The sequence below is a fragment of the Lactococcus sp. SK2-659 genome (genome assembly GCF_020218185.2).
GTDB lineage: Bacteria > Bacillota > Bacilli > Lactobacillales > Streptococcaceae > Lactococcus > Lactococcus lactis.
Window position 1 is genome coordinate 315,619 of sequence record NZ_JAIWQZ020000001.1, and the last position, 15,977, is coordinate 331,595.

Genomic DNA, 15,977 nt, shown 5'->3' on the forward strand with positions numbered 1-15,977 from the left:
AGTTACTTATAAAAAACTCTGTCGGAATTCCGTCAGAGTTTTTTATTCGGGTAAATTATCAAAGTATTCAGGGAAAGCTTGTAAAACTGCCATTTCTTCGTCAAACATCAAGTGCAAATGCTTGGCAGCTGCTGTGACAGCTTTTTCTCCATCATGATTTTCAACAGCGGAGAGTATTTCCTTGTGTTGCTCAATCAAGGTATTCCATGGTAAATCAGAAATCGCAAGACGTAACCAACGGAAACGATTGAACTGAATATTAATGGTTTGAAGCCAGTCCCAGACTTGGGCATGGTTAGTCATTAAATAAAAAGTTTTATGAAATTCTTCATCAGCGTTAAAAAAATTGTGATATTCAGCTTTAGCAGCATATTGTTCTTGAAGTTCAATTGCATCTCGTGCTTGGTTGAGTAAAAGATTATTATTCTCTAAAGCCGCAGCTTCGGAAACAATTTTGGCTTCTAAATTTTCTCGAATGAATCGAGCATTGATGGCAGCATCTAAATCAATTTTTGTGACGAAGGTCCCTGATTGAGGGATGCTATAAATGAGTCCATCACGACGTAAACGAAGAAGTGCCTCTCTGACAGGAGTTCGGCCTAATTGCAAATCAATTTCGATATTTTTTTGTGAAATTTTTTGTCCAGGACGATATTCATTCCTGAGAATTTTGCCTGTAATTTGTTTATAGGCCTGATTCTGTAGATTAAAATTCAATTCATTCATTCTGTAATTATAGAGCAGAGGGGCGGTAAAGTCAAATAATAAAGGTATTCTTTTAAAATAATGTCTTTTTTTTAATATATTCTTGACAACGGTTTCTTAAAAGTGATATACTAGTTTTCGTAGAAGAAAAACTGATATATCACTTTTTGAGATTTAAAGGAGAAATCATGGTGAAATTGCTTGATGATTATTTGATAAAGGGTGAGGAATTTAAAAAAGCAAAAATTAAAATTCCTAACTTTAATCAAGACAAAGTTATAGAGTCAACAGCTGATAATCCAGTCTGGGTCCACTTTGGTGGAGGAAATCTTTTTAGATGTTTCCATGCGGTTGTCGCCCAAGACTTACTCAATCAAGGAGAACTCAACTCAGGTCTTATTGTGGCTGAAACTTATGATGATGAGGTAATTGATAAAAGCTATCGGGCATATAATAATCGTTTTCTGTCAGTGACAATGAAATCAGATGGAACTTTTGACAAAGAATTGATTGCGAGTGTTGCTGAAAGTTTTTATTTTAATGCAGAAAATACCGAGGGTTGGGCTCATTTAACAAAAGTCTTTGAAAATCCATCTTTGCAATTGACAACTTTTTCGATTACAGAAAAAGGTTATTCACTACGGGATTCAAAAGACCAATTGACGCCTTTGGCACTTGAAGATATGCAAGGAAGAAGCAAGCCTAAAACCAATATGGGGGCCGTTACTTATCTCCTTTATGCAAGATTTAAAGCTGGTAAATTTCCGATTGCCATGGTCAGTACAGATAATTTTTCAGAAAATGGTTTGAAATTGCAAGAAGCGATTTTGACCATTGCTAAAGCTTGGGTGGAAAATGAAATCGTAGAACAAGATTTTTATGATTACCTTATCAATCCTAAAAAAGTTAGTTTCCCCTGGTCAATGATTGACCGAATTACACCCAATCCGTCTGAAAAAGTTGCAAAATTACTGACAGCTGATGGTTTTGAGGATACAGAAATTTTACATAGTCAAAAACATACAAATATTGCTCCTTTTGGTAATACGGAAGAAGTTCATTATTTAGTGATTGAAGATGCTTTTCCAAATGGCAGGCCGGCATTAGAAAAAGCTGGAGTTATCTTGACTGATCGTGAAACAGTCAATGATGCTGACCAGATGAAAGTTACAGCTTGTTTGAACCCTTTGCATACCGCTTTAGCTATTTTTGGAAGTTTATTAGATTATCATTCAATTTGGGAAGAAGTTGCCAATCCAGATTTGTTAGCACTTGTTAAGAATTTGGGGTATGGCGAGGCTTTGCCTGTGATTAAGAATCCGAAAATTATCAATCCGAAAGATTTTATTGACCAGTTATTGACTAAACGTTTACCAAATAAAAATATTCCAGATACACCACAGAGAATTGCGGCAGATACGTCACAAAAAATTCCTGTTCGCTATGGCGTAACAATTGGACACTATATTGCCAATCCAAGATTTTCTGTTAAAGAATTGGAATTTATTCCATTAGTCATTGCTGCTTGGTGCCGTTATTTAATCGGAATTAATGATGAGTTAGAAAGTTTTTCTCCAAGTCCTGACCCTCTTCTTGAAGAGTTGCAAGCTTTTGTTGCCGAGGTAAAATTAGATGGTAGTCAGCAAGAAATTCATGAAATTCTAAAACCTATCTTATCTAATCACCAAATTTTTCCAAATGAGATGTACCAAACAGGACTAGCTCAAAAGATTGAAAATTACTTTGAGCAAATGCTTCAAGGCAAAGGATCAGTGCTTAAGACGCTACAAAATGTCCTAAAGGAACACGGAAAAAATTACTGACAGACTACTTATTTAGAACTGTCAGTAAAAAATATCTGAAAATTTACTGACAGAATGTTTAATTTTGAGCTGTCAGTAAAAATACTGCTATCAGTTTTCCATTTCTGCCAAATTGTGAAAAGAAAAAACTGACCAACTTTTTAATCAAGCTTTAAATAAAGTTTTGGCAGATTTGCAAAATCAAAATTACGAAATCATTGACGTAAAACTTTCAGCAGGTCTTACCGCTTGGTGGGAAGCTATAGCACGCTATTTGATTTTATATAAATAAGATAAAGGAATAAAAAAATGGAAATGACAATGCGTTGGTTTGGTTCAAATGCAGATAAGATAAAACTTTCTGAAATTGCCCAAGTTCCAGGTGTTAAAGGAGTCGTTGGAATGATTATGGACATTCCAGCGGGAGAAATTTGGCCAAAGGAGAGAATCAAAGCACTTAAAGAAGAAATTGAAGCCGCAGGTTTAAGTTTAAAAGTAATTGAATCTGTCAATATTCATGATGATATCAAAATTGGTTTGCCAACTCGTGATAAATATATTGAGAATTATAAAGAAACGATTAGAAATCTTGCTGAGTTTGGGATTGAAGTGATTTGCTATAATTTTATGCCTGTATTTGACTGGTTGAAATCAGATTTGGATTATCGTTTAGCTGATAATTCACAAACAATGGCTTTTATTGCTAGGGATATTCCAGCAAACCCTCAGGAGATAATTGATCGCGTTCAAGCAGCGGATGGTGGCTTTTCACTCCCAGGTTGGGAACCTGAAAGATTATCAGAAGTCAGAGGACTCTTTGAGGCATACAAAAATGTCGATGAGCATAAATTGCGTGAAAATTTTGCTTATTTTCTAAAAGCAATCATTCCTACATGTGAAGAAGTTGGGATTAAAATGGCGGTTCACCCTGATGACCCTCCTTATCCGATGTTTGGGCTTCCTCGGGTGGTGAAAAATCGGGAAGATTTAGATTGGATATGTAATGTTGTAGATAGTCCGTCAAACGCGATTACGCTTTGTACGGGGTCGATTGCTGAAGATCCAGCTAATAATGTCTATGAAATTATGGCTGAATTTGTCAAAAGAGACCGAATTCCTTTTGCACATGTGCGGAATATTAAATTTTTGCCAAGTGGTGAAAAAGATTTTTATGAAGCTCCTCATCTGTCGGAGTATGGTTCGCTTGATATGTATAAAATAATGAAAGCCATGTATGATAATGGTTTTGATGGCTATATTCGTCCAGACCATGGTCGAATGATTTGGGGAGAAACAGGACGCCCAGGCTACGGTTTATATGACCGAGCACTTGGAGCAAGTTATCTTAATGGACTTTGGGAGGCGCTTGAGAAAACGAATCAGTAAATAAAAATGATATGAAGAAATCTATTTTAAAGAACTTTTTGTGAAAAAAATGTGCGGAGAATACTCTCCGCTAAAATTAAAACGTTGGAGTAAGCGTTTCACAAAGTTCACAAATTAACAAAGTTTATGGAAAAATTTGTCAATTTTCACTGACAAAAATATAAAAATAGGAGAATCTGTTTAAAATGGCAGAAAAACAAAAAACTTCATGGGTTTATACCCCAAAAGCAATCAATACAAGGCGTGGTCTTCTTTACGGTTTGACTGATTTAATGGGCGGAGGCTGGAATAACATTGTTTCAGGAGTTATCTTTGTCTTTGTTCTTTCACAAGGAATTAGTCCTCTTTTTACAGGAGCAGTTTTGGGAATTGGCCGGATTATTGATGCCATCTGGTCCCTCTTTTTTGGGGCAATTACTGACCGTTTTTATCGAACAAGATTAGGACGAAAATATGGCCGACGTCATTTCTTTATTGCACTTGGCGGAATATTATTTGCGATTTTATTTCCAATGTTTTGGATTTCAACTAGCAGTTGGCAATATTATCTTTGGGTTTATGTTGCTATTGAGGTAGCGATTTCCATGATTTTAATTCCTTGGGAAACCTTGCCTACGGAAATGACGCCTGATTATAAAAAACGAACCACTCTTTCAGGGAGTCGAATGTTTATTTCAGCAACTGGAACGGCTATTGTCTTCTTTACCTTAGCTGTACTTAAGTCATTTAATAATCCTAATGCTTATCTTTATACGGGAATTACTTGGACGGTCATTTTTGTCATTGCCATTTTCACTTCATGGCGAGCAAGCTGGGAGCGTCCTTTAACTCCAGAATTTCTAGCAGAATTAGATGCTCAACCACGACTTGGATTTAGTGGATTTATGAAAAAAACAGTGACAGATTACTTTGGCACTTTCAAAAATAAATCATTCAGAAAACATTTATTGGTTTATCTCCTCTCATTTACAGGAAAAGATTTCTATTCTACACTGCTCCCAACTTTTATCGTGATTGGATTGTCCGGAACATCGGCAAATGCTCCGTGGGTTCTCCAAGCACTCTCAGCATTTGGTATTCTATCAACCATTGCCGCAGTAAAATTAATGGTCACTCGTGGTCCGAAATATTTATTTACTTTGAGTTATTTGGCGATTATAGTGGCCATGTTAGGTTATTTTGTTATCTATTTGACAGGGATTAATAATCCAATGTGGATGCTTGTGATTGTTTCCATTATTTATCAACTTGGACGAGGAATTTTAGAATTTACTCCTTGGAATGTTTTCCCTTTTATACCCGATGTTGACCGAATTTTTACACATGGTGATAAAGCAGGCGTATATGCTTCTGTCATGACTTTCTTTCGTAAATCAACAGGGGCACTTGCAACATATATTGCTGGTTGGGCTCTTGAAGAAATTGGATTTAATTCCACAACAATGACGACTCATGCAAATACACCATTAGGTATTCAACACGGAATTATGTTGATTTTCATCTTTGTTCCAATTGGCTTGTTAGCAGCCGCATTGATTGCAGCTCGCACCTTTAAACTTAATCGAGCCAATCATGATATTTTAAAAGCAGAATTACAACGTCTTGAAAAAGGAGGCTCAAAAGCTGATGTAACTCTTGAAACACGTCAGGTCGTTGAATTACTGACAGGTCACTCTTATGAAAAATGTTGGCCTGACCAAGCAGACATTTAATGACAAAAGCTTAAAAATTTAGTGACAGGCGCTGTCAGTAAATTTATCGGAGAAAAACGATGGAAAATCAATTGTTAACACTAAAAAATAATGAGCTTACTGTTCAAATTAATCCAAAAGGAGCCGAATTAACTCATGTAATTGAGAATAAAAATAAATTTGATTTTATTTGGAATGGCTCTGAGTGGCCAAAACATGCCCCAATTTTATTTCCGGCTATTGGACGTTCAACTGATGATGAATATTTGCTGAACCAGAAGATTTATTCGATGCAACAACATGGTTTTGCTTCAGATTATTTCTTTGAAATTATTGACCAGAAAGAAGACCAGATAAGTTTGTCATTAAAAGATAACGAGGAAACTTATCAATCCTACCCTTTTCAATTTGAATTAAAAGTCACTTATCAACTGGTCAGTAAAAAATTGAAGATTCAATTTGAAATAAAAAATCTGTCAGTAAAAAAATTGACATTTGCCTTAGGATTTCATCCAGCTTTTAACCTATCAGCAAATTTTGAAGATTACCAGATTTCCTTTGAAACTAAAGATAGGACTTTAAAACAATTTGAAATTGTCAAAAATCCATTTCCTTATCGTTCGGGAAAAATCATAGAAATTAATAAAGCTGTCAGTAATTTTCCACTTGAAAGAGAATTCTTTGAAAAAGGGCTCGTCATTTTTGACAATAAAATTGAGGAGGTGAAACTTTTTTCACAAGAGACAGATTATCAAATGACCATGAAAATGACGGGTTTTCCTTATCTTTGCTTGTGGACAAAAGAAGACGAAAATCTTTCTTACCTCTGTATTGAACCCTTCCAAGGACTGCCTGATATTCTCAATCAAAAACAAGAACTCTTGCAAAAAGAAGGAAATATCAGCTTAAAATCAAATGAATCAAAAACTTATGAAGTTGAATTAACTTTTAATAGTAATAAAGGAGAATCATGAAATTTTTATCAAAAGATTTTTTACTAACGAATGAAAGTGCCAAAATGCTCTTTCACAAACATGCAGAAAAAATGCCAATTATTGATTATCATTGCCATCTTGAACCCGCAGAAATTTATGAAAATAAAAAATATGAAAATTTAACACAAATTTGGCTAGGTGGAGATCATTATAAATGGCGTTTGCTCCGTGCGAATGGCATTCCTGAAAAATTGATTACTGGAGATGGAGAGGATTATGAAAAGTTTTTAGCATTTGCTAAAACACTTGAAAAATCATTTGGTAATCCAATTTATGAATGGACTCATCTGGAATTAAAACGATTTTTCCATATTAATAAGTTGATTTCAAGCGAGACAGCCAAAGAAATTTGGGATGAAGCGAACCAAATGCTTGCCACAGATGATTTCAGACCACGCGCATTGATTAAAAATTCACAGGTAAAAGTTGTTTGTACAACAGATGACCCTGTTTCAACGCTTTCTTATCATAAATTATTAGCCAAAGAGGAAAAAGATTTCAAAGTTTTGCCAGCTTTAAGACCAGACCATTTAATTTCGATTACTGACGGACATTTTGCAGACTATTTGACAGAGCTGTCAGCAGTTTCTGGAATTGAAATAAAAGGTTTTAAGACGATGATTAAGGCACTTGAACAAAGATTTGAATTTTTCACAAGCCTTGGTGGACGTTTGTCTGACCACTCCTTATCTACCTATACTTTTGCAGAAACTAAAAACGTGGATTTAGATTCTATCCTTCAGAAAGCCAAAGAAAATCAAACTTTAACAGACCTAGAATATAATCAATACATTACGGCATTAATCCTTGAAATTATGAAATTAAATAAAAAATTTGAATGGACAATGCAACTCCATGTTAACGTCAACCGTTCTATCAATGGCCCAGCCTTAAGTAAAATTGGTGAAAATACTGGATTTGATAGTATGGGTACTCAAGCTAATATTTCTGAGGAATTAACCAAACTCTTTAGCAAAGCAGCAGAACTTGAAACCATACCAAAAACCATTCTCTACTCCCTTAATCAAAATGATTGGCTTGAATTAGCCACATTGATTGGCTGTTTTCAAGGTGAAGGAGTGCAACAATTACAACTTGGAGCTGGTTGGTGGTTCAATGACACCAAAAAAGGAATGGAAAACCAATTAGAGATTTTTGCTTCACAAAGTTTATTGTCCAATTTTGTCGGAATGTTGACAGATTCACGGAGCTTTTTAAGTTATCCACGTCATGAATATTTCCGTCGCGTCCTCTGTAATTTTGTTGGACAATTGATTGAAAATGGTAGAATCCCTGATAATGAAGGACTTGTTGGAAAAATGATTGAAGATATTAGTTATAATAATGTGCATGATTATTTTGGATTTTTCAAAGATGAGGACTCTAAGCAATGACTGAATTTATAACACTTGGCGAACCTTTAGTCGTTCTTGCCTCGGAAAATCAAGATATAAGTTTAGATGCAGCTGAGCATTTCAGCAAATATTTAGCTGGTGCGGAGCTAAATGTTGCGATTGGTTTGAGTCGTCTAGGACATAAAGGAATTTATATTTCTAAAGTCGGAGATGATTCATTTGGGAATTTTATTATTGAGTCAGTCAAAAAAGCGGAGATTGAAACGACCTATCTCACCAAAGATAAAAACTATTCAACAGGCTTTTATTTAAAACAAAAAGTAAGTGAGGGCGACCCAAAAGTTGATTATTATCGCAAAAATTCTGCAGCGGCCAATTTATCCATTGCTGAACTAAAAGCTCTAGATTTATCAGGGATAAAAATTGCGCATCTCTCAGGAATTTTTCCAGCCCTTTCAGAAACTAGTTTAAAAACTTTTCAAGCATTCAATCAAAAATTAAATGAAGCAGATATTTTAACCATTTTTGACCCTAATTTACGACCTGTACTTTGGGACAATCAAGAAAAAATGATAAGAATAATTAATGATTTAGCAAAGCAAAGTCAAATCATTCTGCCAGGAATAAATGAAGGTGAAATCTTGACCGGTTCATCTGAACCAGAAAAAATTGCTGATTTTTACCTTGAGCAGAGCCCTCTCACAAAGATTGTAGTTGTCAAATTAGGCGCTGACGGTGCTTTTGTAAAATTAAAAAATGGTGAACAATATTTTGTTTCTGGATTTAAAGTAGCAAAAGTTGTTGATACGGTTGGAGCAGGAGACGGATTCGCCGTTGGTCTTGAGTCTGCCTTACTTGAAGGAAAAACCTTAAAAGAAGCTGTCAAGCGCGCCTGTGCCGTTGGAGCATTAGCAGTTCAAAGCTCAGGAGATAGTGAAGGTTATCCCACAAAAGAAGAACTAAAAACATTTTACAAGGAGATGTAGTCATGCAAAGAGCAGAATTATTAAATAAAGTGATTCAATCAGGAGTCGTCTCGGTCGTCCGAGCTGAGAGTGGCGAAAAAGCATTAAAAATCGTAGAAGCTGTCGTCTCAGGAGGAATCACTTCTATCGAATTGACCTATTCAGTCCCGCGAGCTAACGAAGTTATTTCTGATTTGGTAGCCAAGTATCTAGGAACAGATATAGTGATCGGAGCAGGGACAGTTTTAGATCCGACCTCTGCTCGTTTGGCCATTGTTGCAGGGGCTCAATTTATTGTCAGTCCAAGTTTTAACAAAGAGGTCGCCAAGATATGTAATCTTTATCAGATTCCCTATGTTCCAGGAATTTTAACTCCACTCGAAGCTCAAAAAGCTTTAGAATACGGGTCAGAGTTAATCAAACTCTTCCCAGGTGATATTACAGGTCCCAAAATGATAAAAGACTTAAAAGGACCATTTCCTTATATTAATATCCTTCCATCGGGAGGAGTAAATGTTGATAATGTTGCTGAATGGTTTGCAGCAGGAGCAGTAGCTGTAAGTGCTGGAGGTGGGGTTACAGCTCCAGCAGCCAACAACAATTATAGTGCGGTCACTGAAAATGCCAAGAAATTTATGGCAGCATTTAAGGCAGCTAAGAAATAAAAATTAGCTATTAATTTTCCCTCTTGAATAATAAAAAACTTCATTTTTTGGAGTTTTTTTATTTTCTAAAGTTCAGTCCAATTATTTTTATTAAGTAAAAGTAATTTGGACTGTAAGCGCTATATTTTGGTAAAATAATTGAGTTATAATAAAAAATACAAGGGAGCGTTTTTATGATTAATTATGATTTAGACATTCTCTTTTTTTCAAAACATAAATTATGGAAATTAGAGCGAATATTGGAGGTCACTAATCTAGATAAAGAAAAATTTTATCGAATATTGGAGGAATTTAATCAAAAATTAGAAAATCAAGGTTTAAAAAAATTAGATTATAAAAATGAATGCTTAGCAATTTTTGATAAAATAGAAAATTTTGAAGAAACTCGTTATTCTATCAATCAAAAGACATTTATTTTATCAGAAGTTGAAAGACGTTCCCTTATATATCTACTTATTTTTACAAATGAATCTTCCCTCTCAATAGCTCTTTTTCAAAAATATCTTCAAGTAAGTAAAAATACGGTTTTAAGTGATTTAAAAAAACTTAGAGAGGAGCTTATGAGCAAAAATATTCAGATTGAATATTCAAGAAAAAAAGGATTTTACCTTAATTTTGAGGAGAAAATTTTACAGGAGAAGGCTTGGTATTATTTGCAAAATTTATCTGAGGACGCAGGATTTTATACCTTATCAAAAGTTTTAAATGATAAAGATCCATTAACTATTTTTAAGAATAATCAGCTATTGAAAAAGATAATGCAAGAACTACAGATTGAGGTTGTTTATAGTCGATATCTTTCGACATTACTGTTTGCAAGTCTGCTCAAGTGTAGAGGTTTTGAAAAGGGGAGTGAAAATATTAATGAGCTACTCAAATCATTAATTATTGGGATGTCGGATGGAAAAAATACAATTGAGCAAGACAATGGTTTATACCGAATGGCCTTTAGCATTATGGAAAATGTTATGAAATTAGCAGCAATTGAATTCGATGATTTCACAAAGACCTTTATGGCACTATTAGCTCACCTAACTCCTGCATACTATCGATTAAAAAATCATTTTGAATTAAAAAATGTCCTGCTTGAACGGATAAAAAAAGAGTACCACTCCTTGTTTTTACTGATGGATAACGTCCTTCAACCATTAAAAGAAGAGGTCGGTGAAATTTCAGAATCTGAGAAAGCTTATTTTGTCATTTTATTTGGTGGAGAGATTTATAAAAATAAGTACTCAGGTAAATCATTAAAAGCAATTGTACTCTGTGTAAATGGAATCAGTTCGAGTTTAATTATGCAAAAAAGACTAGAGAGTTTATTCCCGACAATGGAATTTATTCTGAGTGCTCGAGTCTCTCATTTCGAAAAATTACCTATAAATTCATATGATATTATTTTTTCAACGGTTCCTGTAAAGTCAGACAAAAAAGTTTATCTTATGTCAGCTTTTCCAGAACAGCGTGAAGAAAATAAGCTTTATAATCAAGTTTTGCAAGATTTTCAGCTCCCAGGTTTTATAAAACCATCTGCTCAAACTATTTTAGATTCAATAGAACCTTACATTATTATAAAAAAACCAGCAAGTAAACTGGATTTAATAAAAATTATTGAAAAAAAATTAAATCGTACTAGAAAAGAAGGGAAACTATCAGGAGTTATGCTAACAGATTTACTTACAAAAGAAAAAATAAATTTTACCAATAGAGAATTGACCTGGCAAGAAGCAATTGAATTAGCTGCACAACCCCTTCTTGATAAGCATGAAATTGAAGAGCGTTATATCAAAGCTATTATTGATAAAGTAGAAGCTTTTGGCCCTTATATTGACTTAGGATTGGGAATTGCCCTTCCTCATGCTCGTCCAGAGGAAGGGGTCAAAAAATTAGGAATGTCATTTTTAAGATGTGAACACCCAGTAAAGTTAATGAATGATGATAAGCATGAAATTAAACTTTTTATTGTTTTAGCAGCTATTGATAATGAGACCCATCTTAGAGCTTTGTCAACACTTACTAAGATATTATCAAATAAAGAACGCTTGGGTCAGTTACTTGCAGCAACAAATGTAACAGAAGTTGAACAAATACTTTTAGAAGAAGAAGGAGAAAAATAATATGAAATTTGCATGTGTATGTCAATCTGGGTTAGGAACGAGTTTTATGGTTCAAATGAACATTCAGTCATTATTAGAAGAATCAGGAGTAAATATTGATAATTTCGAATTGGAGCATATGGATGTTGGGTCAGCAACACCAGATGCAGCGGATTATTTTTTTGTTGAGGCAACATTAGTATCTGCTCTTCCTAATATTCCCACAGAAAAAATTATGCCACTTCAGTCAATTATTGATAAAGAAGTTGCGCGTGAAGCACTTTATAAAGTGCTTGATGAAAATAACATAAGTCATCAATAAGAAAAAATAAATCGAATCTATAAAGTACAAAATTTTTCTAGACTAGAGGAGAAAAATAAAATGAATGGTATTTTAAACTTTATTGTATCAGTCGCAACTACTCCAGCGCTTTTAGTTGGATTAATTGCAATGTTGGGATTGATTTTGCAGAAAAAAACAGCAAGTACAGTTATCCAAGGTTCAATTAAAACATTTGCAGGTTTTTTGGTTTTGACCGGAGGTGCGGGGATATTAGTTACCTCATTGAATCCCTTTGCAACGATGTTTCAACATGTCTTTAATGCTAAGGGAGTTGTGCCCTCCAATGAAGCGGTGGTTGCTTTAGCATTAGTGAAGTATGGAACACCCGCAGCCTTAATTATGATTGTGGGATTTATTGTTAATGTAATACTTGCACGTTTTACAAGATTTAAATATATTTTCTTGACTGGGCAAGCAATGCTCTATGTATCAACAATGTCAGCTGTTGTACTTATTTCTGCTGGACTAGGAAATGGTTGGTTGACAATCTTGTTAGGAGGAATATTTGAAGGAACATTGCTGACAATCACACCCGCTCTAACTCAACGCTATATGCGGAAGATCACTAGTAATGATGGAGTTGCAATGGGCCATACTGGCAATATAGGCTATGCTCTATCCGGTTGGCTTGGAGAAAAATTTGGAAATAAGGATCCAGAAAAATCAACTGAAAAATTAAATATCCCTAAAAACCTTGGGTTTTTGAGAGATTCTACTGTTTCTATTTCTCTAGTAATGATGGTTGTCTATATTATTTTAGCTTTAATTGCAGGTCCTCATTTTGTTGAAAGTCCAGCTTTGTCTGCTGGAACTAATTATATTGTCTATGCGGTCATTCAAGCAGGGACTTTTGCAGCAGGATTTGTGGTTGTTCTTCAAGGTGTTCGTATGATTTTGTCAGAAATTATTCCAGCATTTCAAGGGATAGCTAAAAAGCTTGTTCCTAACTCCAAACCAGCATTAGATGTTCCAATAGTATTTCCTTATGCGCCCAATGCTGTTTTAATTGGATTTTTTGTCTCATTTATTGTTGGAGTTATTTCTATGCTAATAATGCTTGGCTTAGGAACAACTGTGATTATTCCTGGTGTTGTTGGTATCTTCTTTTGTGGAGGAGCAGCAGGAGTTTATGGCAATGCTTTTGGAGGTTTGCGTGGGGCGATTATCGGCTCAACAGCGAATGGATTACTGTTAGCTTGGGGTCCACTTTTAATTCTGCCTGCTTTAGGTTCGTTTGGAGCGAATTCTGCATCGACCTTTGCAGATTCAGATTATATTGTTTCAGGAGGATTGCTTGGGGGAATTGGCAAAGCTGGATCAATAGCATTAATTTCCTTTATAATAATTTTTCTCTTGATTGTATTAATGACGAGTTTGATTTTGAATAGAAGAGATAAAATTAATTCAAAAAGCAAAGAATTATAATTGAAAAAATAAATTTTTTGAAGATTTATAAAACAGGTCAACCGCAACCTTTCCCACCAAAATTAAAAAGATTTTCATATAAAAACATAAAAAAAGAAAAAAATTTTTAATTTCAGAGAATGAAAACCGTTTCTAACTTGTGTTATAATGTGAGTATAAATAAAAAATATGGAGAAATCTTATGTTTGATACTACTGATCAATTGGCTGTAAATACGATTCGTACTCTATCATTAGATGCGATTCAAAAAGCAAATTCAGGACATCCTGGACTTCCAATGGGCTCTGCACCAATGGCTTATGTACTTTGGAGCAAATTTCTTAATGTGAACCCTAAGACAAGTCGTAAATGGTCAAATCGTGACCGTTTTGTCTTGTCTGCTGGTCATGGTTCTGCAATGTTATATAGTTTATTACATTTGGCAGGTTATAATGTAACGACTGATGATTTAAAAGGTTTCCGTCAATGGCAATCAAAAACACCGGGACATCCAGAAGTTAATCATACAGATGGTGTTGAAGCAACAACAGGTCCTTTAGGACAAGGAATTGCCAATGCTGTCGGAATGGCAATGGCTGAAGCACATTTAGCAGCACAATACAATAAACCTGGTTTTGATATTGTTGACCATTACACTTACGCCTTAAATGGTGATGGTGATTTGATGGAAGGTGTTTCACAAGAAGCAGCTTCACTTGCAGGTAAATTGAAACTTGGTAAATTGATTCTTTTCTATGATTCAAATAATATTTCTCTAGATGGTGACTTATCAATGTCATTTATTGATGATATTCAAAAACGTTTTGAATCATATGGCTGGCAACATTTATTGGTAAAAGATGGAAATGATTTAGAAGAAATCGCAGCAGCTGTTGAAGTGGCTAAAGCTGAAAAATCTAAACCAACAATCATTGAAGTTAAAACAGTCATTGGTTTTGGTGCCGAAAAACAAGGAACTTCAGCAGTTCACGGAGCTCCTCTTGGAGCTGAAGGTGTTGCATTTGCCAAGAAAGCATATGGTTGGGATTACCCTGAATTTACAGTTCCTGAAGAAGTATCAAAACGCTTTTTAGAAACGACAGTTGCGCGTGGTGAAGCGATGGAGCAAGTATGGCGCAGTACTTTTGATGATTATTCTGAAAAATACCCTGAGCTTGCTGAGCAGTATGCAAAAGCTTTTGAAAATGAAACACCAGAGCTTACTTTGACCAAGCATGAAATGGAAACAAGCAAGGCCAGCCGTGTAACTTCACAAGAAGCTATCCAAGAATTATCAGCTCAAATGCCAAATCTTTGGGGTGGGTCTGCTGACCTTTCGGCTTCAAATAATACAATGGTTAAAGTTGAAGAAGACTTCATGCCAGATAACTATGCTGGACGTAATATTTGGTTTGGTGTACGTGAATTTGCAATGGGAGCCATTATGAATGGGATTGCTTTGCATGGTGGAACTCGTGTCTATGGCGGAACATTCTTCGTCTTCTCAAACTACATGCTTCCTTCTGTTCGGATGGCTGCTCTACAAAGCTTGCCAGTCACTTATGTTTGGACACATGATTCCATTGCTGTTGGTGAAGATGGTCCAACTCACGAACCTGTTGAACAATTAGCTTCTGTTCGCTCAATTCCTAATTTGGATGTAATTCGTCCAGCTGATGGAAATGAAGTAGTGGCTGCATGGCGTCGTGCTGCATCAAGTAAAAGCCGCCCAACCGCACTTATTTTGACTCGTCAAAATCTTCCAGTTTTACCTGATACTTATGAATTGGCTGAAGAAGGTCTGAATCGTGGGGCTTATATTCTTTCAAAAGAAGAAGGAAAACTTGAAGGAATCATCATTGCGACTGGTTCAGAAGTAGCATTAGCTCTTGAAGCTAAGAAAACTTTAGGTTCTGGCATTCGTGTCGTTTCAATGCCTTCAATGAATATTTTTGACGAACAAGACGCAGCTTATCGCGAAGAAATTTTACCAAAAGCTGTAAGACGTCGTTTAGCGATTGAAGCTGGTACAAGTTACGGATGGGGTAAATATGTTGGACTTGATGGTGCAACAGTTACAGTAGATACTTGGGGCGCTTCGGCACCAGCAAATATCGTTCTTCCGGCTTACGGATTTACTGCTGAAAATGTAGTTAAAGCATACAAAGAGCTTGACTAATATTGAAAAAGGAGTTCTGATTTTTTGTCAGAGCTCTTTTGATTACAAACAAGTCTGTCAGTAAATTTTAATTAAAAAATAGAAAGGAAATAAGATGGGGATTTTACTTGCAATTATTGTGGGAGTAGCTTCAATTTTGAACTTAATGTATGGACAAAATCAGCCAATCCAATATTTACTGACGGTTCTGTCAGTAATATCTTTAATCATTTATCGTGGGAAAAGAACTAAAAGGGTTCATTATAATGGATATGGTCAGAATTATTTTACGATAGGATTTACTATTTGTATCCTTAGTTTTGTGGGAACGGTAGGAATTTTGATTGGCTTCTTGTTTCATTTAGCATAATATGTTAAAATTTAACTATGCGATGAGTCGAATAATTCTACTTTG

Annotated in this window: 13 protein-coding genes; 12 read left to right on the forward strand and 1 reads right to left on the reverse strand. The window is 35.1% G+C overall.

Translation table 11 applies throughout. From position 1 onward, the window contains the following. Positions 1–42: 42 nt before the first annotated feature. Positions 43–726 carry a GntR family transcriptional regulator gene (locus LDP15_RS01550; protein ID WP_015426780.1) on the reverse strand — a complete coding sequence of 228 codons (684 nt, stop codon included), beginning with the start codon at positions 724–726 and terminating at the stop codon, positions 43–45. A gap of 167 nt (positions 727–893) precedes the next feature. Here LDP15_RS01550 and LDP15_RS01555 point away from each other — a divergent pair, with 167 nt between their 5' ends. The 12 genes from LDP15_RS01555 (at position 894) to LDP15_RS01610 (ending at position 15,932) form a co-directional block, all read left to right on the forward strand. Further along, entirely contained in the window at positions 894–2,528 is a 1,635-nt protein-coding gene (locus LDP15_RS01555; protein WP_015426779.1) for a mannitol dehydrogenase family protein, read from the forward strand. Between the two features lie 288 nt (positions 2,529–2,816). Then, a complete protein-coding gene (gene uxuA, locus LDP15_RS01560) occupies positions 2,817–3,893 on the forward strand; it encodes a mannonate dehydratase (RefSeq protein WP_015426778.1) in 1,077 nt (358 codons plus the stop codon). 185 nt (positions 3,894–4,078) lie between these two features. Beyond that, positions 4,079–5,605, forward strand: a complete 1,527-nt coding sequence (locus tag LDP15_RS01565; RefSeq protein WP_015426777.1) for an MFS transporter — start codon at positions 4,079–4,081, stop codon at positions 5,603–5,605. 59 nt (positions 5,606–5,664) lie between these two features. Continuing rightward, complete coding sequence (locus LDP15_RS01570) at positions 5,665–6,558, forward strand: aldose 1-epimerase family protein (RefSeq protein WP_015426776.1); 894 nt, start codon at positions 5,665–5,667, stop codon at positions 6,556–6,558. Continuing rightward, complete coding sequence (gene uxaC / locus LDP15_RS01575; protein ID WP_225513447.1) at positions 6,555–7,973, forward strand: glucuronate isomerase; 1,419 nt, start codon at positions 6,555–6,557, stop codon at positions 7,971–7,973. Before LDP15_RS01570 ends, uxaC begins: the two co-directional genes overlap by 4 nt. Continuing rightward, complete coding sequence (locus LDP15_RS01580) at positions 7,970–8,920, forward strand: sugar kinase (protein ID WP_015426774.1); 951 nt, start codon at positions 7,970–7,972, stop codon at positions 8,918–8,920. The genes uxaC and LDP15_RS01580 overlap by 4 nt, the downstream gene beginning before the upstream one ends. Positions 8,921–8,922: 2 nt before the next feature. Beyond that, complete coding sequence (locus LDP15_RS01585) at positions 8,923–9,564, forward strand: bifunctional 4-hydroxy-2-oxoglutarate aldolase/2-dehydro-3-deoxy-phosphogluconate aldolase (protein ID WP_015426773.1); 642 nt, start codon at positions 8,923–8,925, stop codon at positions 9,562–9,564. Between the two features lie 173 nt (positions 9,565–9,737). After that, entirely contained in the window at positions 9,738–11,678 is a 1,941-nt protein-coding gene (locus LDP15_RS01590) for a PTS sugar transporter subunit IIA (RefSeq protein WP_136122488.1), read from the forward strand. A gap of 1 nt (position 11,679) precedes the next feature. Beyond that, entirely contained in the window at positions 11,680–11,979 is a 300-nt protein-coding gene (locus tag LDP15_RS01595; protein ID WP_012898229.1) for a PTS sugar transporter subunit IIB, read from the forward strand. Between the two features lie 60 nt (positions 11,980–12,039). Next, positions 12,040–13,425, forward strand: a complete 1,386-nt coding sequence (locus LDP15_RS01600) for a PTS ascorbate transporter subunit IIC (protein ID WP_015426771.1) — start codon at positions 12,040–12,042, stop codon at positions 13,423–13,425. Positions 13,426–13,606: 181 nt separating this feature from the next. Then, a complete protein-coding gene (gene tkt, locus LDP15_RS01605) occupies positions 13,607–15,583 on the forward strand; it encodes a transketolase (RefSeq protein WP_015426770.1) in 1,977 nt (658 codons plus the stop codon). Positions 15,584–15,677: 94 nt separating this feature from the next. Further along, positions 15,678–15,932 carry a hypothetical protein gene (locus LDP15_RS01610; RefSeq protein WP_003129418.1) on the forward strand — a complete coding sequence of 85 codons (255 nt, stop codon included), beginning with the start codon at positions 15,678–15,680 and terminating at the stop codon, positions 15,930–15,932. The last annotated feature ends 45 nt before the right edge of the window (positions 15,933–15,977 follow it).